The sequence below is a fragment of the Devosia riboflavina genome (assembly GCF_000743575.1).
GTDB classification, from domain to species: Bacteria; Pseudomonadota; Alphaproteobacteria; order Rhizobiales; family Devosiaceae; genus Devosia; species Devosia riboflavina.
This window is the reverse complement of record NZ_JQGC01000003.1, coordinates 181,156-204,179: the sequence shown is the minus strand read 5'-3', so window position 1 is coordinate 204,179 and position 23,024 is coordinate 181,156. Positions and strand designations below refer to the sequence as shown.

Annotated in this window: 20 protein-coding genes; 10 read left to right on the top strand and 10 right to left on the bottom strand. The window is 62.0% G+C overall.

Annotation, left to right across the window (positions count from 1 at the left end):
• Positions 1-38: 38 nt before the first annotated feature.
• The 6 genes from JP75_RS04175 to JP75_RS04150 are packed head-to-tail and all read right to left on the bottom strand — an operon-like array spanning position 39 to position 5,629.
• The gene (locus JP75_RS04175; protein ID WP_035079645.1) at positions 39-845 is read right to left on the bottom strand and encodes a helix-turn-helix domain-containing protein; all 807 of its coding nucleotides are present in this window, start codon (positions 843-845) and stop codon (positions 39-41) included.
• 13 nt (positions 846-858) lie between these two features.
• On the bottom strand, positions 859-1,860 hold the full coding sequence (locus JP75_RS04170; RefSeq protein WP_035079643.1) for an ABC transporter ATP-binding protein: 1,002 nt from the start codon (positions 1,858-1,860) through the stop codon (positions 859-861).
• A 10-nt stretch (positions 1,861-1,870) separates the two neighbouring features.
• A complete protein-coding gene (locus JP75_RS04165) occupies positions 1,871-2,767 on the bottom strand; it encodes an N-acetylglucosamine kinase (RefSeq protein WP_035079641.1) in 897 nt (298 codons plus the stop codon).
• 2 nt (positions 2,768-2,769) lie between these two features.
• A complete protein-coding gene (locus JP75_RS04160; protein WP_035079639.1) occupies positions 2,770-3,774 on the bottom strand; it encodes an SIS domain-containing protein in 1,005 nt (334 codons plus the stop codon).
• Between the two features lie 51 nt (positions 3,775-3,825).
• Positions 3,826-4,599, bottom strand: a complete 774-nt coding sequence (locus tag JP75_RS04155) for a GntR family transcriptional regulator (protein WP_035079637.1) — start codon at positions 4,597-4,599, stop codon at positions 3,826-3,828.
• A gap of 4 nt (positions 4,600-4,603) precedes the next feature.
• Complete coding sequence (locus tag JP75_RS04150; protein ID WP_035079635.1) at positions 4,604-5,629, bottom strand: Gfo/Idh/MocA family protein; 1,026 nt, start codon at positions 5,627-5,629, stop codon at positions 4,604-4,606.
• A 181-nt stretch (positions 5,630-5,810) separates the two neighbouring features.
• Here JP75_RS04150 and JP75_RS04145 point away from each other — a divergent pair, with 181 nt between their 5' ends.
• The 3 genes from JP75_RS04145 (at position 5,811) to JP75_RS04135 (ending at position 8,933) form a co-directional block, all read left to right on the top strand.
• Positions 5,811-7,079, top strand: a complete 1,269-nt coding sequence (locus JP75_RS04145; RefSeq protein WP_051960334.1) for an ABC transporter substrate-binding protein — start codon at positions 5,811-5,813, stop codon at positions 7,077-7,079.
• Between the two features lie 81 nt (positions 7,080-7,160).
• Positions 7,161-8,048, top strand: a complete 888-nt coding sequence (locus tag JP75_RS04140; RefSeq protein WP_035079633.1) for a carbohydrate ABC transporter permease — start codon at positions 7,161-7,163, stop codon at positions 8,046-8,048.
• 12 nt (positions 8,049-8,060) lie between these two features.
• Positions 8,061-8,933, top strand: coding sequence for a carbohydrate ABC transporter permease (locus JP75_RS04135; RefSeq protein ID WP_035079630.1), 873 nt, complete (start codon positions 8,061-8,063; stop codon positions 8,931-8,933).
• 39 nt (positions 8,934-8,972) lie between these two features.
• Here the strand turns inward: JP75_RS04135 and JP75_RS04130 are convergent, their stop codons facing one another.
• On the bottom strand, positions 8,973-10,676 hold the full coding sequence (locus JP75_RS04130; RefSeq protein WP_244446249.1) for a GMC family oxidoreductase: 1,704 nt from the start codon (positions 10,674-10,676) through the stop codon (positions 8,973-8,975).
• A gap of 73 nt (positions 10,677-10,749) precedes the next feature.
• Positions 10,750-11,556 carry a helix-turn-helix domain-containing protein gene (locus tag JP75_RS25070; RefSeq protein ID WP_051960331.1) on the bottom strand — a complete coding sequence of 269 codons (807 nt, stop codon included), beginning with the start codon at positions 11,554-11,556 and terminating at the stop codon, positions 10,750-10,752.
• A 333-nt stretch (positions 11,557-11,889) separates the two neighbouring features.
• Between JP75_RS25070 and JP75_RS04120 the strand changes: the two genes are divergently transcribed.
• From JP75_RS04120 to JP75_RS04090, 7 genes are all read left to right on the top strand, one after another.
• The gene (locus JP75_RS04120) at positions 11,890-13,857 is read left to right on the top strand and encodes a primary-amine oxidase (protein WP_084587463.1); all 1,968 of its coding nucleotides are present in this window, start codon (positions 11,890-11,892) and stop codon (positions 13,855-13,857) included.
• Between the two features lie 49 nt (positions 13,858-13,906).
• Entirely contained in the window at positions 13,907-14,596 is a 690-nt protein-coding gene (locus tag JP75_RS26420; RefSeq protein ID WP_035079626.1) for a hypothetical protein, read from the top strand.
• A 140-nt stretch (positions 14,597-14,736) separates the two neighbouring features.
• On the top strand, positions 14,737-15,999 hold the full coding sequence (locus JP75_RS04110) for an ABC transporter substrate-binding protein (RefSeq protein ID WP_035079624.1): 1,263 nt from the start codon (positions 14,737-14,739) through the stop codon (positions 15,997-15,999).
• An 83-nt stretch (positions 16,000-16,082) separates the two neighbouring features.
• Entirely contained in the window at positions 16,083-16,940 is an 858-nt protein-coding gene (locus tag JP75_RS04105) for a branched-chain amino acid ABC transporter permease (protein WP_035079622.1), read from the top strand.
• The gene (locus JP75_RS04100; protein WP_035079620.1) at positions 16,937-17,839 is read left to right on the top strand and encodes a branched-chain amino acid ABC transporter permease; all 903 of its coding nucleotides are present in this window, start codon (positions 16,937-16,939) and stop codon (positions 17,837-17,839) included. Before JP75_RS04105 ends, JP75_RS04100 begins: the two co-directional genes overlap by 4 nt.
• Before the next feature lie 9 nt (positions 17,840-17,848).
• Positions 17,849-18,613 carry an ABC transporter ATP-binding protein gene (locus JP75_RS04095; protein ID WP_035079618.1) on the top strand — a complete coding sequence of 255 codons (765 nt, stop codon included), beginning with the start codon at positions 17,849-17,851 and terminating at the stop codon, positions 18,611-18,613.
• Positions 18,606-19,298 carry an ABC transporter ATP-binding protein gene (locus JP75_RS04090; protein ID WP_035079615.1) on the top strand — a complete coding sequence of 231 codons (693 nt, stop codon included), beginning with the start codon at positions 18,606-18,608 and terminating at the stop codon, positions 19,296-19,298. Before JP75_RS04095 ends, JP75_RS04090 begins: the two co-directional genes overlap by 8 nt.
• Positions 19,299-19,344: 46 nt before the next feature.
• On the opposite strand, the gene JP75_RS04085 is transcribed toward JP75_RS04090, so the two are convergent.
• Complete coding sequence (locus JP75_RS04085; RefSeq protein ID WP_280113985.1) at positions 19,345-20,445, bottom strand: ABC transporter ATP-binding protein; 1,101 nt, start codon at positions 20,443-20,445, stop codon at positions 19,345-19,347.
• Positions 20,442-23,024, bottom strand: coding sequence for a GH116 family glycosyl-hydrolase (locus tag JP75_RS04080; protein ID WP_035079610.1), 2,583 nt, complete (start codon positions 23,022-23,024; stop codon positions 20,442-20,444). The genes JP75_RS04085 and JP75_RS04080 overlap by 4 nt, the downstream gene beginning before the upstream one ends.

The following is a 23,024-nucleotide window of genomic DNA, read 5'->3' as shown; positions in this document are numbered from 1 at the left end:
ATCGGCGGCTCCATTCGCAAGGGTGGGGCCGCTACGCCTTAGTGCTGCGGGCTGCTGGCGGCGCGCAATGTGCTCGGGGGAAAGCCCACACGTTCGCGGAAGAAACGGGTGAAGCTGGAGGGCGCCGAAAAGCCCAACTGCCGCGAAATGGTGTCGAGCGGCGCTTGTGAACTGACCAGGAGATCGATGGCGCGTTCGAGCAGCAGCCCATCGAGATACATGACCGGGGCCACGCCCACGGCATTCTTGAACTGATCGAAAAAGCGCGAGCGCGAGAGACCGACCTGCCGCGCGAGGGCCGCAAGGTCGGGGCGCACGTGAATGTCGTCGCGCAAGGCCCGGGCGGCACGGCGGATGCGGAAATCGCTGCTCGATTGGCGCGGCGCCAGATGCGCGCGGGCGACCGTATCCTCGATGATAGTGAGAATGGCGCGCTCGAGCGTGGTATCAACCGGACGGCGGGGCCGCACCAGCCAGCCGGCAATGCGCGCCGCCGATTGACGCGTGACCGGGCCAATATCGCAACTGAGGCGGGAAAAGACGCTATCGGCCGAGTGGTTGGTGCGGGCGGCGTACCAGACCGGATCGATATAGAGCGCCAGAACCAGGGTTGGCGCAATGCAGAGCGCCTCCACATCCGCGTGGCGCTGCCAGGAATTGACGAGGATACAACTGTTCTCGCTCAGCATATGCACCTCGTCATCCACCAGCATGCCCCGATCGGCGCCGGAGAGCTTGAACAGCAGGTGCATATGGGGGTGTGCATGCGAGGCGATGGGACGCTGGATATCGAGGAGGGTCGTGCGACCGAAACTTCCGCAATAAGCGCCCAGGATTCCCGTCATCGCCGTGCCTCCCCTAGCGCATTGGTTTACCGGAAGCGTCGAACCTATGGAAGCTGCCGGGACGCGGGGAGAAACGCAGCACTTCCCCGGGCGGATGGTTGGTCTTGCCGGCCTGGCGCAGAACCACCGGCTCGTTCCCGCCCATATCGACATAGACATAGCTGTCCGAACCCAGGTTCTCCGTATAGATCACCTTGCCCGACCAGATGCCGTCATTACCGATCTCCATATGCTCGGCGCGCACGCCAACCGTATGGGCATCGAAGGAAGCCGCGTCGGCACCCGTGAGGAAATTCATCTTCGGGCTGCCGATGAAGCCGGCTACGAACAGCGATTGCGGCGTTTCGTAAAGCTCCATGGGCGTACCGACCTGTTCGACCCGGCCGGCATTGAGCACCACGATGCGGTCCGCCAGGGTCATGGCTTCCACCTGGTCATGGGTCACGTAGATCATCGTGGTATTGGGTAGGCTCTCCTTGAGCCTGGCGATTTCGAGACGGGTCGCGACGCGCAGGGCCGCATCGAGATTGCTGAGCGGCTCGTCGAAGAGGAAGACCTTGGGATCGCGCACGATGGCGCGGCCGATGGCGACGCGCTGGCGCTGGCCGCCCGAAAGGGTGCGCGGATGGCGATCGAGATAGGGCGTCAATTGTAGCTTTGCCGCCGCCGCTTCCACCTTGGCCCGGATTTCTTCCTTCGGGCGATGCTGGAGTTTCAGAGCATAGGCCATGTTGTCGAAGACGGTCATATGCGGATAGAGCGCATAGGACTGGAACACCATGGCAATGCCGCGCTTGGAGGCGGTCACATCGTTCATCACCTCGCCGCCGATGGCGAGCGTGCCGCTCGAAATGGTTTCGAGCCCGGAAATGCAGCGCAGCAGCGTGGACTTGCCGCAGCCCGAAGGGCCAACAAAGACGACGAATTCTCCCGAATTGATCGTCAGGTTGATGTCGTGCAGCACATGGGTGTTTTGGTAGCTCTTGTAGAGATTGGTAATCTTGAGGTCGGACATGGCGGGCCTCCTAATGTTGCGCAGTGGCGGCCCGTCGGGCCAGGAGCACGGCGCCTTCGACCGGCGGTGCGGTGAGAACGTGGACGGAATAGCCGCCGACAGCCTCGATGGCAGCGCGAAAACCGCCGAGAAGGCGCGGCTGATTGACGATGACGCTGCCGGCGACGACGATATCGCTGCCTACAGCGCCACGATTGCGCAATTGACCGACGAGGGCAGCAAGCGCATGCGCGCCATCTGCAATGACTTTTTGCGCCAGGGGTGAGCCGGCATCGGCGGCAGCAAAGACCGCCGGAGCGTGCGGCGCCCAATTGTCCATCGTGGGCTCGTCATTGACCACGCGCGTGAGGCGTTCGGCATCGGCCACGCCGAAATCCCTGATCAGGGCGCCGAGGAGCCCATCGTCGGGCTCGCCACCATCATTGGCATAGAGCGCCGCGCGAACGGCTTCGCGGACGAGGGCCGCGCCGCCACCTTCGTCGCCAATAACCCAGCCCCAGCCACCGGCGGCCATGAAGCGGCCCTCGGCATCAGCGCCGACGGCAATGGCGCCGGTGCCTGAAATGACACCGATGCCGCGCTCGAAACCCGCCGCTGCGACAATCAGGGAAGCGTCGTTGACGGCACGGGTGGGATAGCCGCGGGCCTCCAACTGGGCCGCAAGGGCCGCGCCGACATCGTCACGATTGATCCCCTGAGCGCCAAAGGCGAGGGAGACAATGCGCGAGCCGCTAGGGCAGTGTCGCGCCAGGAGACCGGCAATCCATTCGGCGGCCGGCTCGGGCGGCTCCGCATCCCATTGCGTGCTGGGTTCGGTGACTTCCAGCAGGCGTTGGCCACCCAAATCTTCGATCACCAGCGTGGTCTTGGTGCCACCGATGTCGAGTGCGGCGATGAGATCGGACATGCTCAGGCCACCTTGGTATCGGTATGGAAGAAGACGAAGGCGTCGGGGTCGATCCCGCGCAAATGCGCGGCTTCGACGGCGAGCGTCTGCATGACGAGCGCCTCGAGAATGCTGCGCTGGGCTGGCGGCAGGTCGGGCAGGCGCAGTACGGCGAGGTTGGTTTCCTCCGGCACGTCGAGCGGGGTGATCAGCAACGTGGCATGACCGGCGCGCGCCAGCATATGAGCCGCGCCCAGTTCGCGCTCGGCGCCGACCAGGACATGAGCGGTCTTGCCGGCGGATTCCATGGCGCCGTGAAGGTATTGCCGTGTCGAAAAGCCGCTCGCGGAAATGCGGGCGATTTCCCGCAGGAGCAGCGAACCGACTTCGGCAGAACCCACGGAAGGTGCGGCAGCGGCATAATCGACACTAACGGCATGGGCGAGGAGACCGGCAAGCGCGGTGCCGCGGCGGGCAAGTTCGGCCTCGACGGCACGGAAAGCCTGCGGCAGGGCCGACCAGCTCGCATCGATCGTGCCGCCATTCCAGGCTTCGGCGATCATGGCGAGAGTGGCAACCGTGGCCGTATAGCCGATGGTGGACGCATAGCTGTCCGGAATATTGCCCAGCGCAAACGTCGTTGCAGCAATCTCGGCAATGGGCGAGGGCACGACATTGAGCACGGCAAGGCGCTGTGCCTGGGGCACATCGCGGAAGACGGCTAGGGTTTCCGAACTGCGGCCGCTCTGCGACACGCCGATCAGCGGATGGTCGGAGGCGGGAAAGGGCAGGGGATATTCCCCGGCGTTGAGCCGCCAGGAATGAATGCCGCGCTCACGCAGCACCCAGACGGCGGCTGCGGCGGCGGCAAAGCTCGCGCCGATGCCGAGAAAGATGGGGCCGGGACCGTTCAGCGTGCCGCTACGCTGAGCCGCGCCGATCTGGCCGGCAAGGAGCGGCAAAGCCTCTTCCAGCCGGTCGGCCTGCGAGGCGCGGGCCTCGGCGAGCTTGATATAACCTGCAACCAATTTGTATCTCCTTGCCGCGTCCGCCGCCTCGGGGCGCAGCTCAAGGCCCGGTCAGCTCCGGCTGCCAGCCTTGCGTGAGCGTGAAAACGAAGTCCTGAGGCGATAGCGGTCGCCGACATAGCGGACTGTGGAGGAAAGGACCGGCTTGCCGGCTGCATCGACGATGAGCTGCTGCATGGCCAGGATCGGCTTGCCCGGCTCGATACCCAGATGCCCCGCCAGTTCCGCATCGGCGGCGCGGGCCTCGATCGTGGTCTCGCCGCGCGACAGGTCGACGCCCGCCTCCAGCAGCAGTTGGAAAAGCGAGGAATCGCGGAAATCGACGCCGGAAAAGTCCGATCGCAGGGTGGCGGGGAAATAGGAGGTGTCGACGGCAACCGGCACGCCGTCGAGGCGACGGATACGGTCAAGGTGGAAGAGCGCGATGCCGGGAGCGATGCTGAGGATCTCCGCCTCGTCGAGCGTTGCCGGCCTGATCTCGGCGCGCAACAGGTCGGAGGATGGGATCAGCCCCAGCCGCGCCGCGGTTTCGCTGAAGGATTCGAGCGTATTGGGGAATTCGCGGGGCGCATCGGCCGAAACATACCAGCCCCTGCCATGCGATGACGTAAGTACGCCATCTTCGACAAGGCTCTGAAGGGCGCGACGCAGGGTGACGCGGCTGATCGAGAGCTGTTCGAGCAGGTCCCGCTCGGCCGGAATCCGGCCGCCGGCAGCAAGCTTGCCGCTGGCGATCTGGTTGCGGATGACTTCAGCCGCCTGCCGCCATAGCGGCTCCGGCGAATCTGCGTCCAGCATGGTTGCCGCGCCCTCGAACCCGCTCATATCCCTAGGCCACCTTTTCCCATTGTCCCGATTTCATCGAGCGATAGCACGCATCGATGATCCGGTTGACCACCACGCCATCCTCGAATGTTTCGGATGGCGCTTTCCCCGCGACCAAATGGTCGATGAAATGCCGCATCTGCTGGGAAAAGCCATAGGCCCGGGTTTCTTCGGGCACGGGATAGACCCAGCCGGTTTCGGCATCGGCCTTTTCGACCGTGTAGCCGACGGGATTTTCGATAAAGCCCCAGACCGGGCCGACCGAGCTATCGGTGACGAGACGCCCGGCCGAGCCGACCAGCTCATGGCGCAATTGCATGCCGCCGCGCTCGATCCAGCTCGATTCGATAGTGGCCATTTCCCCGCCGGCGAATTTGAGGAGGGCAATGGCTGTGTCCTCGCCCGTGGTCTTGTCCTGATGCGCCATGGTGGCGCCCCAGGCCATCACTTCCACGACCCTGTTGTCCTTGCCGAAGAAATGGCGGGCCGACTCGACCGTGTGGCAACCCATATCGAGCAGAGCCCCGCCGCCGGCGGTTTCCGCATCCCAGAAATGGGGCGCATGGGGGCCGGAATGGCCCTCGCGGGCGCGCATCGTAAGCAACTTGCCGATGCCGCCAGCTTTGACCATTTCATAGGCCTTGGCGACATTGGGCGAAAAGACCGAGCTTTCGGCGTATCCATGCCAGACGCCTTCGCGCGTGACGATGTCGAGGATTTTCTGCGCCTCGGCCTCGGTACGGGCCAGGGGCTTGGTGCAGATGATCGCCTTCTTGTGGCGCGCCGCGATCTCCACGGCCTCCAGATGCACCTCATTGGGCAGGGCGATCACCACCACATCGACGCGAGGATCGGCGCAGAGCGCGTCCATGCTGGGATGGGCAGCGACCTTCCACTTGGCGGCAAATTCGCCGGAGCGGGCGCTGTTGCGGGAAAAGCAAGCCACCAGCTCGGCATTCCGCACATCCAGCAGCGCATCCGCATAAGATTCTGCAATGAAGCCCGAACCCAGCAAGCCCACACCGATCATCGATCTCTCCCTATCGAGGTTTTGCATACCTCATAATACCACAAAAACCAAAAGGCCAGATATTTGCTACAAAATTATACCTCTTGTAGCTAGTGGTATTATGAGGTATCAGTCCGCAATCACAACACGGGATTTGTCGCTGAGGGGCGCGGATCACGCTGCATCACAAGGGAGAATAGACATGCGTCGCATATCCACCGGCGTCACCACGGGCGCATTGGTGCTGGGGGTCTCACTGGCCGCCATGACCAGCGCGGTCACAGCGCAATCCGTCACGCTTACGCTGGGAAGCTGGCGGACCGAGGATCTCGCCGTGTGGCAGGACCAGGTGCTGCCCGCCTTTGAGGCGGCACATCCCGACATCAATGTCGAATTCGCGCCGATCAATACCAATGAATATAATGCCGCCATCCAGTCGCAGATCGAGGGCGGCACGGGTCCTGATCTCATCACCTGCCGTCCGTTCGACGTGAACAATGAATGGATCGGTCGCGGCTATTTCTCCGAGCTCGACGGGCTGGCGGGCATGGCCAATTTCACCGACACGGCCAAGGCCGCCTGGACCTTCGAGGGGCACGCCTATTGCGTGCCGGTCGCCGCCGTGCTCGCCGGCTTCTACTACAATGTCGATATCTTCAACGAGCTTGGGCTGACCCCGCCGACCACCACGGCCGAATTCATCGCCGTGCTGCAAGCCATTCAGGACAGTGGCAAATATACGCCGCTCGCCATGGGCTCTGCCGAATCCTGGCAGCTTGCCTATAACGGGCTCTACAGCGTCGGTCCGGCCTATTGGAAAGGCGAAGAGGGGCGCCTTGGCCTGATCGACGGCACCAAGAAGCTGACCGATCCGGAATTTGTGGAGGCCTTCAAGTCCTTCGCCGCCTGGCGTCCATTCCTGCCGCCGGGGCAGGAAGCACTGGCCTATCCCGATATGACGCAGCTCTTCACCCTCGGCCGCGCCGCCATTCTTCCCGACGGGTCGTGGAACATCAACCAGGTAACCTCCACGGGTCTCAATGTCGGCGTCTTCGGTCCGCCGGCCGTGGAAGCTGGCGGCCAGCGCTATCTGCAGGAAATGCCTGATATGGCCATCGGCATCAACGCGGCCAGCCCCAACCAGGAAGCGGCGCGCACCTTCCTCGATTGGGTTGCCGGTCCTGAATTCCAGCAGATCTATGTCAATACCGCTCCGGGTTTCTTCGCCATGAGCAACCAGGCCGTCACCTATGACAATGCCCTGGCGCAGAGCTTCGCCGATCTCAAGACCGGCGCCTCGCTGACCCCGCGTCTCGCCCTTGATCGCCTCAGCGCCGGCACGCCGCCGCTTGACGACGAAATCTGGCGGCTGTTGCAACTGATGATGACTACCGACACGACGGCCGAACAGGCGACGCAGGAGCTCCAGGCCGGTCTCGAATCCTGGTACGGTCCGCAAAAGGGCAACTGATCCCTCCCTGGGACGGAATCGGGCGGCCTCCCCACTGCCCGGTTCCAAATTTCTCTATCGACCGGCCAAAGGACCACGCACGTGACCCGCCCCGCAACGGCTCGCTGGAGCCTACTGCTCTTCGTCCTGCCGGCCTTGGCCGTCTATGTCATGTTCGCCGTGGCGCCGCTGGTCTCTTCGGTGGTGATGAGTTTTTTCAACACCGATCGGACGCTGGGCAGCGTTTTCGTCGGCTTTGAGAACTACATCTATCTCTTCACCGAGCCGGTGGTCAGCGCCCGTTTCTGGAACGCGCTGGTCAACAATATCAAGTATTTCGCCATTCACGTGCTGGTGGAAGTGCCCATTGGCCTCCTGATGGCGGCGCTGCTGACCTCGGGCGCGCTCCGCCGCAGCGAGGGCGTCTATCGCACCATCCTCTTCATTCCCGCGACGCTCTCGGTCGTCATCGTCGGCTTCATCTGGCGCCTGATCATCAATCCGCTCTGGGGCGTCGTCGGCTTTCCGCTCCTCGGCAATCAGATGACTGCGCTGCCGACCATTTCGCTGATGGGCGTCTGGCAATATGTCGGCATTCCCATGATCTTCCTCTATAGCGCGCTGCTGGCGGTGCCGAACGATCTCGTCGAAGCCTCGCGGCTCGATGGCGCGAGCCCCTGGCGCACTTTCTGGGACATAAAGTTTCCACTGATCGTCCCGCAATTCGGACTGATCGTGATCCTGACCTTCATCTGGACCTTTAACGGCTTCGATCTGGTTTTCGCGCTCAACGGTTCGGCACCGGGGCCGAACTATTCGACCGATATTCTGGGCACCTATTTCTACCGGACCTTCTTTGGGTCTTCGGGGCAGGTGGCCGACCTCGATCTCGGCGCTACTGTCGCCACCGTCATCTTCACCATCATGCTGCTCGTCACCGCACTCTATTTCTGGCTGGTGCAGCGGCGGCTCCGTGCCCATACCGTCTAGAAAGGCACAGATATGACCAGCATTGCCGACCAGCCGCCAAAACCCGTCGTCGATGACCGGCGCTGGAGCGCCGAGCGCGTCCTTGTCCACGTCATCCTGCTTGCTTTCGTCGTCCTGGCCCTGGGGCCGATCTTCGTCGTCATCATCAATTCGCTGAAGACGACACCGGCGATTTTCGGCGGTCCTTTCGCCTTGCCGACGGCCGAAACCTTCAGCCTCGATGGCTATGTGCGCGTCTTCACCCGTGGCAATTTCATCGCCAATTACAGCAATAGCCTCATCGTCACCGTTTCGGCGGTGGCGTTGACTGTAGTGTTCTCGACCCTCGCCGCTTACGCGCTGGTCGAATATCGGCTGACGGCGCTCGTGCCCATTCTCACCGGACTTTTTCTCATCGGCGTCATGCTGCCGATCCGCCTTGGTACCATTCCCATCATCAAGATCATGGTGGCCTGGGGCATCATGGATACGCTTCTGGCGCTGATCCTTGTCTACACGGCCATGAGCATTCCCCTCGCCGTCACCCTGATGATGACCTATTTCCGCACCGTCCCGACCGAGCTCAAGGAAGCCGCGCGCATGGACGGTGCCAATGAATGGCAGACCTTCCTTATCGCTCTGCCGCTGGTGCGGCCGGGTCTGGCTGCCGTAGCGACGGTGACCATGCTGCCGATCTGGAACGATCTGTGGTTCCCGCTGATCCTCGCGCCGGGCAAGGCCAATCAGACGGTGACGCTGGGCGTGCAACAATTCGTCGGGCAGTTCCTCAACGACTATCCCGCTTTGCTCGCCGCCCTGACACTGGGCGCGGTGCCGCTGGTACTGCTGTTCACCGTGTTTTCACGCCAATTCATCAGCGGGCTCAGCCAGGGTTACAGCAAGTAAGGTTGAAGGGATGGGCGCAGAGCGTCCATCCCTTTGGGCTCAGTGCCCCTGCTTGATGAGATCGGCAATCCGCTCGGCCATCATGATGACAGGCACATTGGTATTGGCGCGCGGGATGGAGGGCATGAGCGAAGCATCGCAAATGCGTAGCCCCTCGATGCCGTGAACCCGTCCCGACGCATCGGTCACGGCCTTGGGATCGTCCGGCCGGCCCATGCGGCAGGTACCCGAGGCGTGCCAGACGCCGCCGACAGAGGCGCGGATGAAATCGTCGAGCGCGTCGCGGTCACCAAGCAGCTTTTCAAGATCGAGACCGAGCGTCACCACATTGCGGACAAGCCAAGGCCGCAGCGGCCCTGCCATATCGAGCATGGTCGAGAAAGCACCACGCTGCAGCGTGTTGAAGAGGCCTGGTCCTGCAACGGCGGCGACACGCGCCGAATAGCTGGTCGGAAAGACCGGTCCTGCCTTACCTTCCTGCATCAGGCCTAAAAGTCCCATCGCCCCGACGGTAAAGCCATAGCGCAGGCGCGGCAGGTCGCGCGGGTCCGACAGCATGGCGAAGTCGACCAAGGGCTCTGCCCTTGGATCGGGACTGGTCAGGGTCAGTTGCCCGCGCGAAAAGGGCTTGTTGAGCCAGATGAAGAGCGTGCCGATGCGCTGGCCGATGGAGTGCCAAGCCGAGCGCGCGATCATGGCGGCATGCATGTCGCCCTGCGGTGCCTCTGGCAGATCGGACGTGAAGCGCAGGATGGCATGGTCGTGGTGCTCGTCGAGGTCTCCAAGACGCATGGCGGCCGGCAGATAGGTACTGACGGCCGTCGAGGCGTGCTCCATCAAGTTCTGGCCGACGCCTTGCAGATCGGTAACAACAGCAATGCCTTGCTGGCGAAGCTGCGCGGCGGGCCCGATGCCGCTGCGCATCAGCAGCGTCGGTGTATGGATAGCTCCACTCGATACAACCACATTGCCGGCGAGCATCCTATGCGTGGCACCGCCCGACAAAGGCGCAATTTCGGCACCGATGACGCGCTTGCCGTCGAGCAGCAGGCGCTCGGCAATATGGCCGGTGAGCACCGTCAGATTGGGCCGGGCGCGGACGTCCGGTGTCAGATAGACAACCGAAGTCGGCGCGCGCTGGCCCTCGTCGGTAACGGCGATGGCGCCGACATAGACGCCGTCTTCCCAGGGGCCGTTCTGGTCTTGCCGGGGTTTGTGGCCCTGTTTGGCAAAGACATCGGAGAGCGCGCGCACATAGGACGACATGCGCTCCTTTGATATCCGATGGATCGGCAGCGGCCCGTCCTTGCCGTGGTAGGGCCCGGAAAAATCGGCATCACGCTCGAGCTTGCGGAAATAGGGCAGCACTTCTTCGAAGGACCAGCCCGGCGCGCCGGCCTCGACCCATTCGTCATAATCGGCGGGCGCGCCGCGATTGGCCACCATGGCATTGACGGACGAACCGCCGCCCAAAAGGCGCCCCTGTTCATAGCGGCGCAATTGCCGATCGGGTGTCGAGCCGAAATAGGCCTTCAGGTCGGGCCAGATATTGCCGGGATCGAGATAGGCCCGGCCGGGATAGCGGCTGCGCACGTGCGGCGCCATGGACGCGCGGGTGAGATCATTACCCGCTTCGATCAACACCACCCTTGTGCTGGGATTCTCGCTGAGCCGGGCCGCAAGAACGCAACCGGCCGAGCCGCCGCCGATAATGAGATAATCCGCGGTGCCATCCATATCCATCGCTGCCTCCTTGCCGATGCAAGGGGAGACTAAACCGGCCTTGGGGAAGGACGCTTAACCCAGCGTCCGACAATTATTGCGCCATCTGGGAGAATTGCGGCGCCTGGCGCAGGGAACTGGGTGGGAAGCCGACCCGCTCCTTGAAGAACCGCGTAAAACTCGATTGCGCTGAAAAGCCAAGGGTTTCGGCAATGTCGTCGATCGGCTTGTCCTCACCGAGGAGCGAGATGGCGCGCTCGATGAGCAGGGCGTCGACATACATGTTGGGGGCGATGCCCATGGAATTGCGGAACTGCTCGAAAAAGCGGGAGCGCGACATACCGACGCTGCGCGCCACCGCCTCGAAATCGGGACCACCCTTGGTACGGACGCGGAGGGCCGGGAGGGCCCGGCGAATACGGAAATCCATCGCCGCGCGTTCAGAGTCATGTGCCGACGCCAGCCGTGCCGCCTCGCACATGATGGATGAAACCATCTGTTCGACCCAGTTCCCATCGACATTGGCGCCTCTGCCGAGCATGCGCGCCAAAAGATCGACCCGGATACGCATCCCCGCGGTGATGGCGCATTCGCTGCCGGCGAAGGATGGCCAATCCATGCGCTGCCGACACCAATCCTTCTCGATATAGAGCGCCAGCATCTGGGTGGGCGCCTGGCACTGCTCCGGAATGTCGAAATGCCGCTGCCAGGGATTGACCAGGATCCAGTTGCTACGGTGGAGCTCGATGGCGCTGTTTTCGACCTGCATACTGCGATCGGCGCCGGAAACCTTGAACAGCATGTGGATATGGGGATGCGCATGCGTTGCGATCGGACGGGTTATGTCGAGATAGGTGACCCTGCCGAAATCCCCCCGGTAAGCGCCCAGAATTCCCGTCATTGTTTCCTCCCACAAGACGTTTTCGCGGTGCTGTTTTGGCGTCAGCGAACTGTCACAGTTCAGCAGACGGTTACGAGGTGGTCAATAAATCGGCCTTTTGTCTCAAGGCGCCGGTCGGACTTTTGTGTTGTTTGTAACTAATTGGTGACAAAAGCAAAATTGTCTTGCCGGCTCCCCTGAGGCCTCGCCGCGGGAGTTAACTCAGCGTCCGATCTTTGGCCCGAAACGCCCTCCGACCGCTGGAAGCACAGCTCTTCGGCGACGACTATGGCGGCCAGAAGCAGTCCCCGTCAGGAGCGGGGAGTGCGACGCCCAGACTTCAAGGAGAGGACGATGAACCACGTGCATGCAGCGGCATCCCAGCCGCAGGGACAGGCTGCTCCCCCGCCCCCGAGCTATCTGCAGGCGTTGGCGCCGCTGAGCGCCGCCGAGATCAATTCCGCCGTCAATGCCATCAAGACTGATGCCGATCTGGGACCGGGGGCCCTGTTCGGCAATATCGATCTGCGCGAACCGAGCCCGCAGGAATGGCGCGACCACCTCGCCGGTAAAGCCTTCCGTCGCGAGGCGCGGCTCAACATTTCCCATCTCGACCGTCCCGGCGTCTGGATGGTTTTCGTGGCCCTCGACAATGGCGCCATCACCTTCCGCCGCCATTTCCCCACCTCGCATTCGGCCTTCCAGGTCGAACAATTGCTCGATGTCGAGCGCAAGGTGAAGGCCGATCCCAACTTCATCGAGGCCTGTCGCAAGCGCGGTATCACTGACATGACCGGCGTCTGCGTCGATAGCTGGTCGGGCGGCAATTTTGGCGATGCGGGCGAAGAGGGGCACATGGTCTCCTATGTCCATTGCTGGCTGCGCCTTTACGAAAACGAGAATTTTTACGCCCACCCCATCGATGGGCTGAACGTCGCCATCGACGTCAAGACTGGCGAGATCCTGCGCATCGACGATCACGGTGGTCCGCCAATCCCGATGATCGACGTGCCCTATGATCCCGATTTCATGCCCACCCGCGCCCCGATGAAGCCGCTCAATGTGGTGCAGCCGGAGGGCACGAGCTTCACCATGGATGGCCATGCCATTGCCTGGGACAAATGGACGCTCGGCATCGGCTATTCGCCGCGCGACGGCATCATTCTTCACGATGTGCGCTACGATGGCCGCCCCATCGTGCGCCGCATGGCGCTGGGCGAACTGGTCGTGCCCTATGGCTCGCCGGAACGCGGGCACTATCGCAAGAATATCTTCGATATCGGGGAATATGGCTTCGGCAAGTTCAACCACTCGCTGAAACTGGGCTGCGACTGTCTCGGCGCCATCCACTATCTCGACTCGCATTTCTGCGGGCTCGATGGCGGCGTCATCACCATCGAAAAAGGCATCTGCATCCACGAGGAGGATACGGGCGTCCTCTGGAAGCACTGGGATTTCCGCGTGGACCGCACCGAAGTGCGGCGTGGGCGGCGCCTCGTGATTTCCTGCATCAATACCGTGGGCAACTACGAATATGGCCAATACTGGTATTTCGACCAGGCCGGCCAGATCGAATGCGAGGTCAAGGCGACCGGCATCGTCGACACCATGGCCTGCGATCCCGGCGAGCCCGGCAAGTTCGCTGCCGAAGTGTCACCAGGGCTCTCGGCCCCCATCCATCAGCACATTTTCTGCGTGCGCATGGATATGAACCTCGATGGCGGTGGCAATAGCGTTGTTGAAGCCAACAGTTATGCCGAGCCCATGGGTCCGACCAACCGCTTCGGCAATGGTTTTTATGCCGAGGAAACCACGCTCAAGACCGAACTCGAGGCCGCGCGAAAAGCCAATCTCGACACGCACCGCACCTGGAAGATCGTCAACCCCAGCAAACTCAATGCCTTGGGTAAGCCGGTCGGCTATCGTCTCCATGCGCCTGATTGCGTGACGCCGATGACTAATGAGGCCGGTCCCTCCGGTATTCGCTCGAACTTCATCCGCAATCACCTCTGGGTGACACCCTACAATGAAAACGAGCGCTATCCGGCGGGCGAATATGTCTGCAATTCCGATGGCAGCGATGGCCTCGCCGAAGTGGTCAAGCAGAACCGCAATGTCGAGAATACCGACATCGTCGTCTGGCATTGCTTTGGCCTTCATCACGTCGTGCGACCCGAGGATTTCCCGGTACAGCCCTGCATTTCCTGCGGCTTCAGCCTGATGCCCTCGGGCTTCTTCAACCTGAACCCGTCCAACGACCTGCCGCGCGAAACCAATAAGGCGAGCGTGCTCGCCCTGGGCGAACCGGCCTGCCACTGCTGAACCACAAGGGCCGGGGTAACCCGGCCTTTGCTTTGCGGAGGCCTTGGCCATGCCGGTCTATCGACATCCCAAAAGTTGGCTGGTGCTCGCCGTGGCAGGGGCCGCGACGGCCCTTGCCTGGCTGTCGCTCGTCAATCCCGGCATGGCCGGGCTGATCGAACTCTGTGGCGAGAACGGCGTCTTCGCCTATGTTGCCCCTTGGAATGGCGGACGCCTTCTCGGGCTTGCCGCCATGTGGTCCACCATGGGCATCGCCATGATGGTGCCCTGCATCGCCGTCGCGCTCGTCGCCAGCGGTTGGCGTTGGCGGGAAAGCTTTGGTTTTTTCACCGGCGCGCTCTGCCATGCGCTGGGCTATTTCGGCGTCGTCCTGCCACGGGTTCTGGCAGCAGCGGGGCTGGAATGGACCCTTGAATCCATTGGCCTTGCCAGTGGCGGGTCGCCACCGAACCATCCACTTGTTTCCGCCTTGCTGCTGGGCGCCGGTCTGGCGGCCCTGCTATGGCAGCGGCGGCATCGCATTGGGACCATGCAAGGGCAGGGACCGGCGCTCTGCGGCGTCCATCATGCGCTCCGGCAACTACCCATTCTTCTCGCCATGATTTCGATCCAACTGGCTCTCGGTTCTATGAATTTGGGCGCCATGGCTCTTCTGAGCCTTGCGATGCTCGTCGGCGAATATTGGCCCATCTGCCGCAATCGGCGCACCCTTTTCGAGGTTTTACCGATCGTCCGATAATCGGCCCCAAGGTGCCCCAGAAGGCTGGTGGGTCCAAAATGCTTGCGCAAGGATCGCTCCACGACGGAGGGACTCCGGTGAGGCGCGGGAGGGTGCGACTTACCCAGCGGAGCCGTCTATCCCATCAAAGGAGGGTAAACGTGCAGAAACTTCTCACCTCATTCGGTGTCGCCGCGGCGCTCTTGGCCGGTACCGCCATTGCTTCGGCCGAGGAAAACCCGATCAAGCTCGGCCACCTTTCGGTGCATACCGGACCCTATGGCCATTTCGGGCCGCATTTCGATGGCGCTTCCGACTTTGCCATCGGTCTCATCAACGAAAACCCGCCGCTCGGCCGGCCCATCCAGGCCTTCCACCAGGACTGGGGAACGCTGGGCGAAGGCCAGGTGGCGCGGCGCCTTGTCGAGCAGGAGGGTGTCGATATCCTCTACAACATCTCGCACAATTATGAATCCTACCGCGATTGGCTACTTGGCTTTGTCGCGCAAAACGGCCGCCCGGCCATTCCTTCGGTCTTTGCCGGATCCCAGCGCGTCGAATGGGGCGGCACGCCCGAAGAGCCGATGTTCCGCGGCTCGCCCATGGATACGGCTCAGGCAGCGGCTGTTGCCCAGCACGCCCAGTCGCTCGGCGCGACCCGCGTCGTGATCATCGCCTCGGAAGATTCGGGCATGCAGATGTCGCAGGATTCGGCGATCAAGGCGGCAAAAGTGCTCGGCATGGAAGTCCTGGCCGATATCGATATCCAGACCGAACAGACCTCTTATCGCTCGGAAGTCGCCCGCGCCAATAGCCTCAACCCCGACGCCATTCTCGTTTTCTCGCAGGCCGAAGAGGGCGGCATCATCGTCAAGAACGCAGCCGAAATGGGCATGTCGGTGCTGTTCCTGGGCGAGCCCAACTGGCTGGCCGAGGAATTCCCGCGCACCGCAACCATGGGCGCGATCAACCGGCAGAAGGGCGTCTATATCGTCGGCTATACCCATTCCGACAGCCCGGCCTGGGACTATTTCAAGGAGAAGTGGGAAGCCTCCGACTATGCCCGTCTCTCGCCGGCCGGCGACAGCTATACCATGCAGATGTATGACATGCTGAACATGACCGCCCTCGCCATCGAGGCGGCCGGCACCACCGACGCGCGCGAATGGGCCAATCACGTGCGCGAAGTCTCCATGGCACCGGGCAAGAAAGTCTATTCCTATGCCGAGGGCATCGCAGCCCTGAAAGCCGGCGAAGATATCGACTATGAGGGCGTAACCGGCTCCTACGACTATACCGATACCGGTGTCGTCTCAGGCCAGTTCGCCGCCTTTTCCTGGAACAGCCCCAGCGAATGGGAGCAGACCGCGCTGATCGACGGTACGGCCGTGCTCGAACTCGACGCGGCGCCCATGCCTGAATGATCCCAGGTGGGTGCGGGGCTTCCCCGCATCCAATTTCCCGGGTTTAGGGCCCGCTCCGTCCCAACTTTTCTGACGAGGACTGAATGTCAGTCGTTACCAGTGCGCTCGTGCTGGGCCTGATTGAAGCCGCGCCCCTGGTGCTGGCGGCGATGGGCTTTACGCTCATCTACTATCTCAACGGGTTCACCAATGTCGCCTTCGCCGAGAACATCACCTTCGGTGCCTTTTTCGCGGTGATTTTCACCTCAATCCTGGGGCTGGATTTCTACCTCAGCATCATTCCCGCCTCGCTGCTCTCGGGCGCGGTGAGCGTGCTGACATATCTTTGCATTTTCCGGCCCGCCTTGCGGCGCGGGGTAGGGCCCACGGAGATGATCATTCTCTCGGTTGGCCTGTCTTTTGCGCTGCGCTATGGCGCGCGGCTGATCTTTGGTGGCGATCTCTATTATTTCGATACGGTCTCACCCGAATATTACGCCTTTCTCGGCGTCGGCGTGACGAGCTTCCAGATCACGGCCCTCGTGCTCGTGGCCGTGCTTGCGAGCCTGCTCTATGTCTTCATCTACCGCACCCGCTATGGCGAGATGATGCGGGCGCTGGCCAATAATGAAGAACTGGCGCTGGCAAGCGGCATCAATCCCACCCTGGTTTCGGTGCTGATCTGGTTCATCGCCGGGGTGGCCGGTGGGCTCGCCGGGGTGTTTTTCGGGGTCTTTTCCTTCGTCAATACGCTCGTTGGGTGGAACCTCATTCTCATCGTCATCATGATTTCCATCATCGGCGGGGTGGGTAGCATTCGCGGCGCGCTCATTGCCAGCGTGGTGGTGGGTATCGTCACCTCCTCGATTTCGCTGGTGGCGACCCCGCTTTACGGCGAAGTGCTGCTGCTGGTGCTGTTCATCGCCTTCCTCAAAATCCGTCAGATGAGGGCCCGCGCATGATCGACCTTCTGTCCGGCTATGCGATTTTTTCGCTCTCGACCGTCTTGGTCTTCGTAGCGCTCGCGACCCTCCTGCACCTGCAATTCGGCCTTGCCGGCATCGTCAATTTCGGCGTCGTCGGCTTCTGGGGGCTGGGCATGTATGCCTTCGGCATATTACTGCTCAATTTCCAATTGCCCTATTTCGTCGCCCTGATACTGGCCGTCGCCATCGTTGCGCTGGTGGCCTTCGTGCTTGGTTGGGTCGTGCTCGATCTCGATAGCCAGGCGCAATTGGTGGCGACGCTCGCCTTTGCTGCAGTGATTGCCGATCTTGTCACCACCGAAAAATGGTTGACCAAGGGCGTTGTCGGCCTCGGCACCGTGCCGCATCCTTTCGGCGGCGCACAGTCCGCGCTCTGGCTGCTGCTGATCCTTTTGGTGCTGACGGTCGGCGTTATCGTCTATGCGCGCCTCCTCGGTCGCTCCCCGTTTGGACGACTGCTGGCGGCTATCCGCGACAATGAGGTTTTGGCCCGCAACCTGGGCAAGGACACATCGCGCGCCAAACTGATCTTCTTCACGCTGACCTCGGCCGGCATGGGGCTCTTTGGGGCACTCAGCGCGCCGGTCCGGCAGTTCCTGACACCCGATCTTCTGGGGCCGGGCGTAACCTTCTCGGTCTGGATCGCATTGATCGTCGGCGGCAAACGCTGGCCCTTGGGCGGGCTCCTCGGCGTCTTGCTGACCATTTTCGTCTTCGATTTTCTCATCGAGACCTATCTGCGCGTGCCGTCCGATTGGGCGCAGATCATCCCTATCCTGAAACTCATGCTTTACGGCGTGACACTGGTTCTGGTGCTGCTGTTCCGGCCCTTTGGTCTCCTCGGTGACCGCCGCCAGCCCACCAGTCATCTCTGAGGCCCAGCCATGTCCAACAACCAGATCACCCTCAAAGGCGTGAAGAAAAGCTATGGCGGGCGGGTCGTTTCCGATATCGCCGATTTGGCCCTCGGCCGCCATGGCGTCGAGGGATTGATTGGCCCTAACGGGGCGGGAAAGACTACGCTGATGAGCTTGATCACCGGCAAGATCAGCGCGGATGCCGGGGAAATCCTCTTCTTCGAAAACGGCAATCGCCACGATATTTCAGGCAAGAAACTCGACGCCGTGGCGCGCCTCGGTCTCGTGCGCACCAATCAGCGCATCCAGGATTTTGAAAGTCTTGGAATTCTTGATTCCATGCTGCTCTCGGTAGTGCAGCCGGCCCAGGAAACGGTCTTAGGGCTCTTCGCCGAAACCGCACTGCGGCAGCAGGCCCATCCAGCCATCAACCGTTACCTTGAAGCGTTCCGCTTCTCCGATCCGGGCGGCTATGCGCTTTCGGCCGGCGAAAAGAAGCTGCTCGATATCATTCGGTGCCTGCTCCTAAAACCCAAATTCCTGCTCATGGATGAGCCCACCGTGGGCCTGCCGCAGGACCAGACCGACAAGGTGATGGAGGTGGTGCGCGAGGCTGCCAGGGATGACGGCATGTCGGTCGTCATCATTGAGCATGATCTCGATCTCATCTGGAACGTCTGCGAATACATCCACTTCATGGCCGACGGTCGGATCATGGCCCAGGGCACGCCCGACGAGGTGCGCACCAGCACGATGGTGCGCGAGAAATATATGGGGGAAGGCGATGCTTAAGCTCAACGCGGTATCGAGCGGCTACGGCGACGTCACCATTCTCAAGGAGATCGACCTCGATGTGGGTGGCGAAGTTTTCGCCGTTCTCGGATCGAACGGCGCGGGCAAGAGCACGCTGATGAAGGCCGTGGCGGGCCTTCTGCGGTCCCAGGGTGGCACGATCAGCTTCGAGGGTCGGGATGTCACTCGCACAGCGCCCAACAAGCTGGCCGAAATGGGCCTCGCCATTGTGCCCCAGGAAGGCAATATCTTTCCTGATCTGACCGTGCGCGAAAATCTTTCCCTTGGCGCGCTGGTTGGCACGCGGCCACGAAAGGCGCGCATGGATGAGGTTTTTGATCTCTTTCCCGACCTCGTGCCGCGCATCGACCAGAAAGCGGGCAGCCTGAGTGGGGGCGAGGCGCAGATGGTGGCTGTCGGCCGGGCACTGGTGCAAGAGCCGCGTCTGCTGCTGCTCGACGAGCCGACCACGGGTCTCTCACCCAAATATGCGAGCTCCCTCTTCCGCAAGATCAGGGAAATCCACGAACAGCGCAGGATTGGCATCCTCTTGGCCGAGCAGAATGCGGTAAAAGCCCTCGAAATTGCCGATCGCGTGCTGGTGCTCAGCCTGGGAGCCATCTTCCTCAACGAACCGGCTAAAGGCATCGACTTCGATCGCGTCCGAGCCGGCTACCACATTTAGCGCCAATGCCAATGGCAAAGCTGCCGGCGCGGCGGACTACTACGTCTCAGGAGACGAGGTAGTCCGCCTGCCAGTCATCGGTGGCGCCAACAGCCACCCCGGCCCCGTCAAAGACGTGAACGAAGCGCGGATCGAGTACGACATGTAGCGTGTCGCCTGATTTGGCGCCGCTGATACCGCGCATGGAGATCGAAAAATCCTCGCCGGTCGAAGCGGTACCATGGAGGATCGTGCCCGAGCCCAGGATTTCGGTCGATGTCACGGTGATATGGAGCCCTTCCGCACCGACCTGCGCGTGTTCCGGACGAAGACCCAAGGTCACTGCGGCACCGGGTGGCAGTCCCAGATTGCGGCCGGGCAGGGCGACGCGGGTTCCCCCGGCAAGCTCCAGTGTGTCCGCAGCGATGACGGTTGCTTTGAGCAGGTTCATCGGCGGCGCGCCGAGGAACCGCGCGACGAAGAGGCTCGCGGGACGCGCATAAAGTTCCACCGGACTGCCAACCTGTTCGATATGACCCTCATTCAGCACAACGATCTGGTCGGCCATGGTCATGGCTTCCACTTGATCATGGGTCACATAGACCATGGTGGAGCCGAGCCGCTTGTGCAGGGCGCTCAGTTCGCGGCGCATCCGGATGCGGAGTTCGGCATCGAGATTGGACAGCGGCTCATCAAACAGGAACGCCTTGGGTTGCTTGACGATGGCGCGGCCGATGGCGACACGCTGGCTCTGCCCGCCGGAGAGCTGGCTGGGGCGGCGCTTGAGCAGGTGCTGGATCTGCAGGATGTCGGCGGCCTTGGCCACGCGCTCGTCGATTTCCGCCTTGGGCAGACGATGGTTTTCGAGCCCGAAGCGGAGATTTTCTTCCACCGACATATGCGGATAGAGCGCATAGGACTGAAAAACCATGGCCATGCCGCGTGCCGAAGGCAGCAGGTGGTCGCAGCGCGCTCCATCTATGCTCACCTGCCCGCCGGTAATGTCCTCGAGCCCCGCAATCATGCGCAGCAGGGTAGACTTGCCGCAGCCGGAGGGCCCCACCAGCACGGTGAAGGAGCCGTCGGGAATGACGAGGTCCAGACCGTGGATAACGTCGACCGCCTGATACGACTTGCGGATATTTTGCAGCTCGATCGCGGCCATTATGCATTCCCTAATTCAATAGTCTGGCCGGCCGAGAGCGTGCCGTTCAACTGTGTCGTCTTGCCATCCACCAAAACCTCGCGCGCCGACAATTTCCCGCCATCGACGCTGAGTTGTATCTTGCTACCCTGGCGGCGAAGCGTGCCAAAACCCTGCCCCGCGGACCAGAAGAGCACATAGTCGCCTTCCGCTTGCGGCTTGAATTCCAGCGTCTTGGCAACGAAGTCGGCGCTGAGCCCCGAAAAGGCATTCACCAACTGCCAGGCCGACATGGAGCGGGCATAGTAGGAGCCGCATTCGATGTCGTTCCAGGGATTGCGCTGCTCCCCGGTGTGCCGGTTGCGCGCGGCGCGGACCACATCCATGCCTTCCTCGACCAGGCCATGCATGATCATGTGCGAGGCCGCCATATATTCGATGCCGGTCCAGACCTCTTCCGCATAGGGCGCCGCCACCATGGGCTGGCGCACGCCTTCGGGATAGGTGGCGATCAGCAGTCCACCCTCTCCCTCGAAGGCGTAGTTGCGGCAGGGGTTGAAATGGTCGTCGAGCGAGGCGCGGAAATTATGCTGGTGCACCGATTTCAGCGCCGTCGCGACATGTTCGGGCGAGAGGAAAGTGCCGATCCCCGCTACCTCTGCCTGCCACTGGCCAAGGATTTGGTCCGAGATGCAGCCCCCAGCCATCTGATACTTGATCTCGCCGAATTCCTCCGACCAATAGACGTCCATGAAATTGTCGGCGAGAACGCCGGCATTGCGACCGACATCGAAGGGCTCGAGCACCGAGCGGTCGCCGAGATCGATCTTCTGGAAGAACCACTTTCCGTTGAAGAGTTCGCTATCGATATAGCGCGCACCGGCCTCGCCCATCTTGCGGGTCATGGCAGAAAAATCGCCCTCACCCACGGCCTCAGCCATTTCGGAAGCCGCCAGCAGCGCCGCGACATAGAAGCTGCCAAGCCAAGAATTGGGCCCAAAGAGTTCCATATCCAGCGTCTGGTGCTGCCGGCCCGAGAGGATGCCGGATTTTTCAGGATCCCAGCGGTCCGGGTTTTCCGGCGACCAGGCATATTCCAGCGCCTTCTTCACCTTGGGCCACCAGGTTGCCAGCCACTCGCTATCGCCCGAAAGCTTCCAGTCGCGATAGGTTTTTATGATCGCGCCAAAATGCCCATCGGCGCAGGGGCCAATAATGTCGAAACCGTTCCCGAGCGGCAATTTCTGGCGGAAGGTCAGCCCGCCTGAAGGCAGCATGTTGTAGCTGAGCTCAGTTTCGCGCAGCGTCCGCTCGATGGCCGGGAACAGGTGCGAGAGTGCCTGTTGATAGTTCCAGACATGGGTACACGAGCCTTCGCAGGAGCCGTCATTGGTGTGCTGTCCCTCCCAGGCCCAAAGCTCGCCATTCTGCAGGCGGATCACCGTCGCGGTGCGCAAGAGGGCCAGCGTCGAACTCGCGGCATCCTTCACTTCCGCCGGCAGGGTCGAACCGAAAAAGCTGTCGCGGAAAGCGAGCGTACGACCGGCGAGATCGTCCCACCGCGCCAGCGCATCGCGGGCACTCGCAAGGGAGTCCGGCCAGATGGTCGAGTAGTAATTCGTCCAATGCGGCGTCGCCTGATCGGCTGACGTCGGACTATCGGGCTTGTCGCGAAACGCCCAATAGATGTCGCCCTGGGCAAAGCTCCAACTGATGACGAAGCGCACTTTCCTGCGCTCGCCCGCCGCAAGGGTCAGCTTGGCGCCGAGAGTCGCATGTTCGGGCTGCGCATACATGTGCCGGCTGCGCGGCTTGTCATAGCTGCGGGTGGGCAGCGCGCCGGGGCGAGCGAACTCCTTCCAGTACACCGCGAGGTCATCGAACCACTGGCCGCGGAAATGATAGTCCGTGTGCTCGACCTCCTCGGCATCGGTAGCGATGGTGAGGTCGCCCTGCTGCGAAGGGTCGGGATTGCTATCAGCCGACAGCAGGTGGATGGCTTTCACACCATCCTTCTCGACGAAGCGATGATCACCGCTATTGGAGCCATAGCCGCCAAGCGTACCGGCCAGGCGATAGGTCAGCGGCCCATCCGTCGTGTTGACGATCTCGAATTCGATCATCGCCACCGGCATGGACGAATTGCGATCGTCATGCGGAATGAAGGGCGAGAGCGCCGTCATCCGCACCGCACCCGGAAAGCGCTCGTCGGCAAAGACGAGGTCTGCCGTCGGGAAGCGCCCGTAGAAATCGACCTGTTTGAAATGCGGCACGCCGACCATGGTCTGGCGATTGGCGCCGTGCCCGAACCCGTCGAACATTTTTCGCATGCCCGGCGCACCGGCCGGGTTGAGGTCATAGGGCCCGTTTAGCACGCGCGCGTCGACTAGTTCGCCATCCCGCTCCGCCTTGATGGCGAAGTGCGAATAGCCGTTGAAACTTTGCAAGGCCGGGCGGTTGCGCAGCGACCAATCGATCAACCGCCCACTGCCCGAGATCGAAAAGCCACCCGAGCCGATTCCCCCCAGCGGAAAGGCGAGATAACGGGTGCGCTCGCCGGAATAATGAAAGCGCTGCTCAATCTGTGCGAGATCGTCCCACAT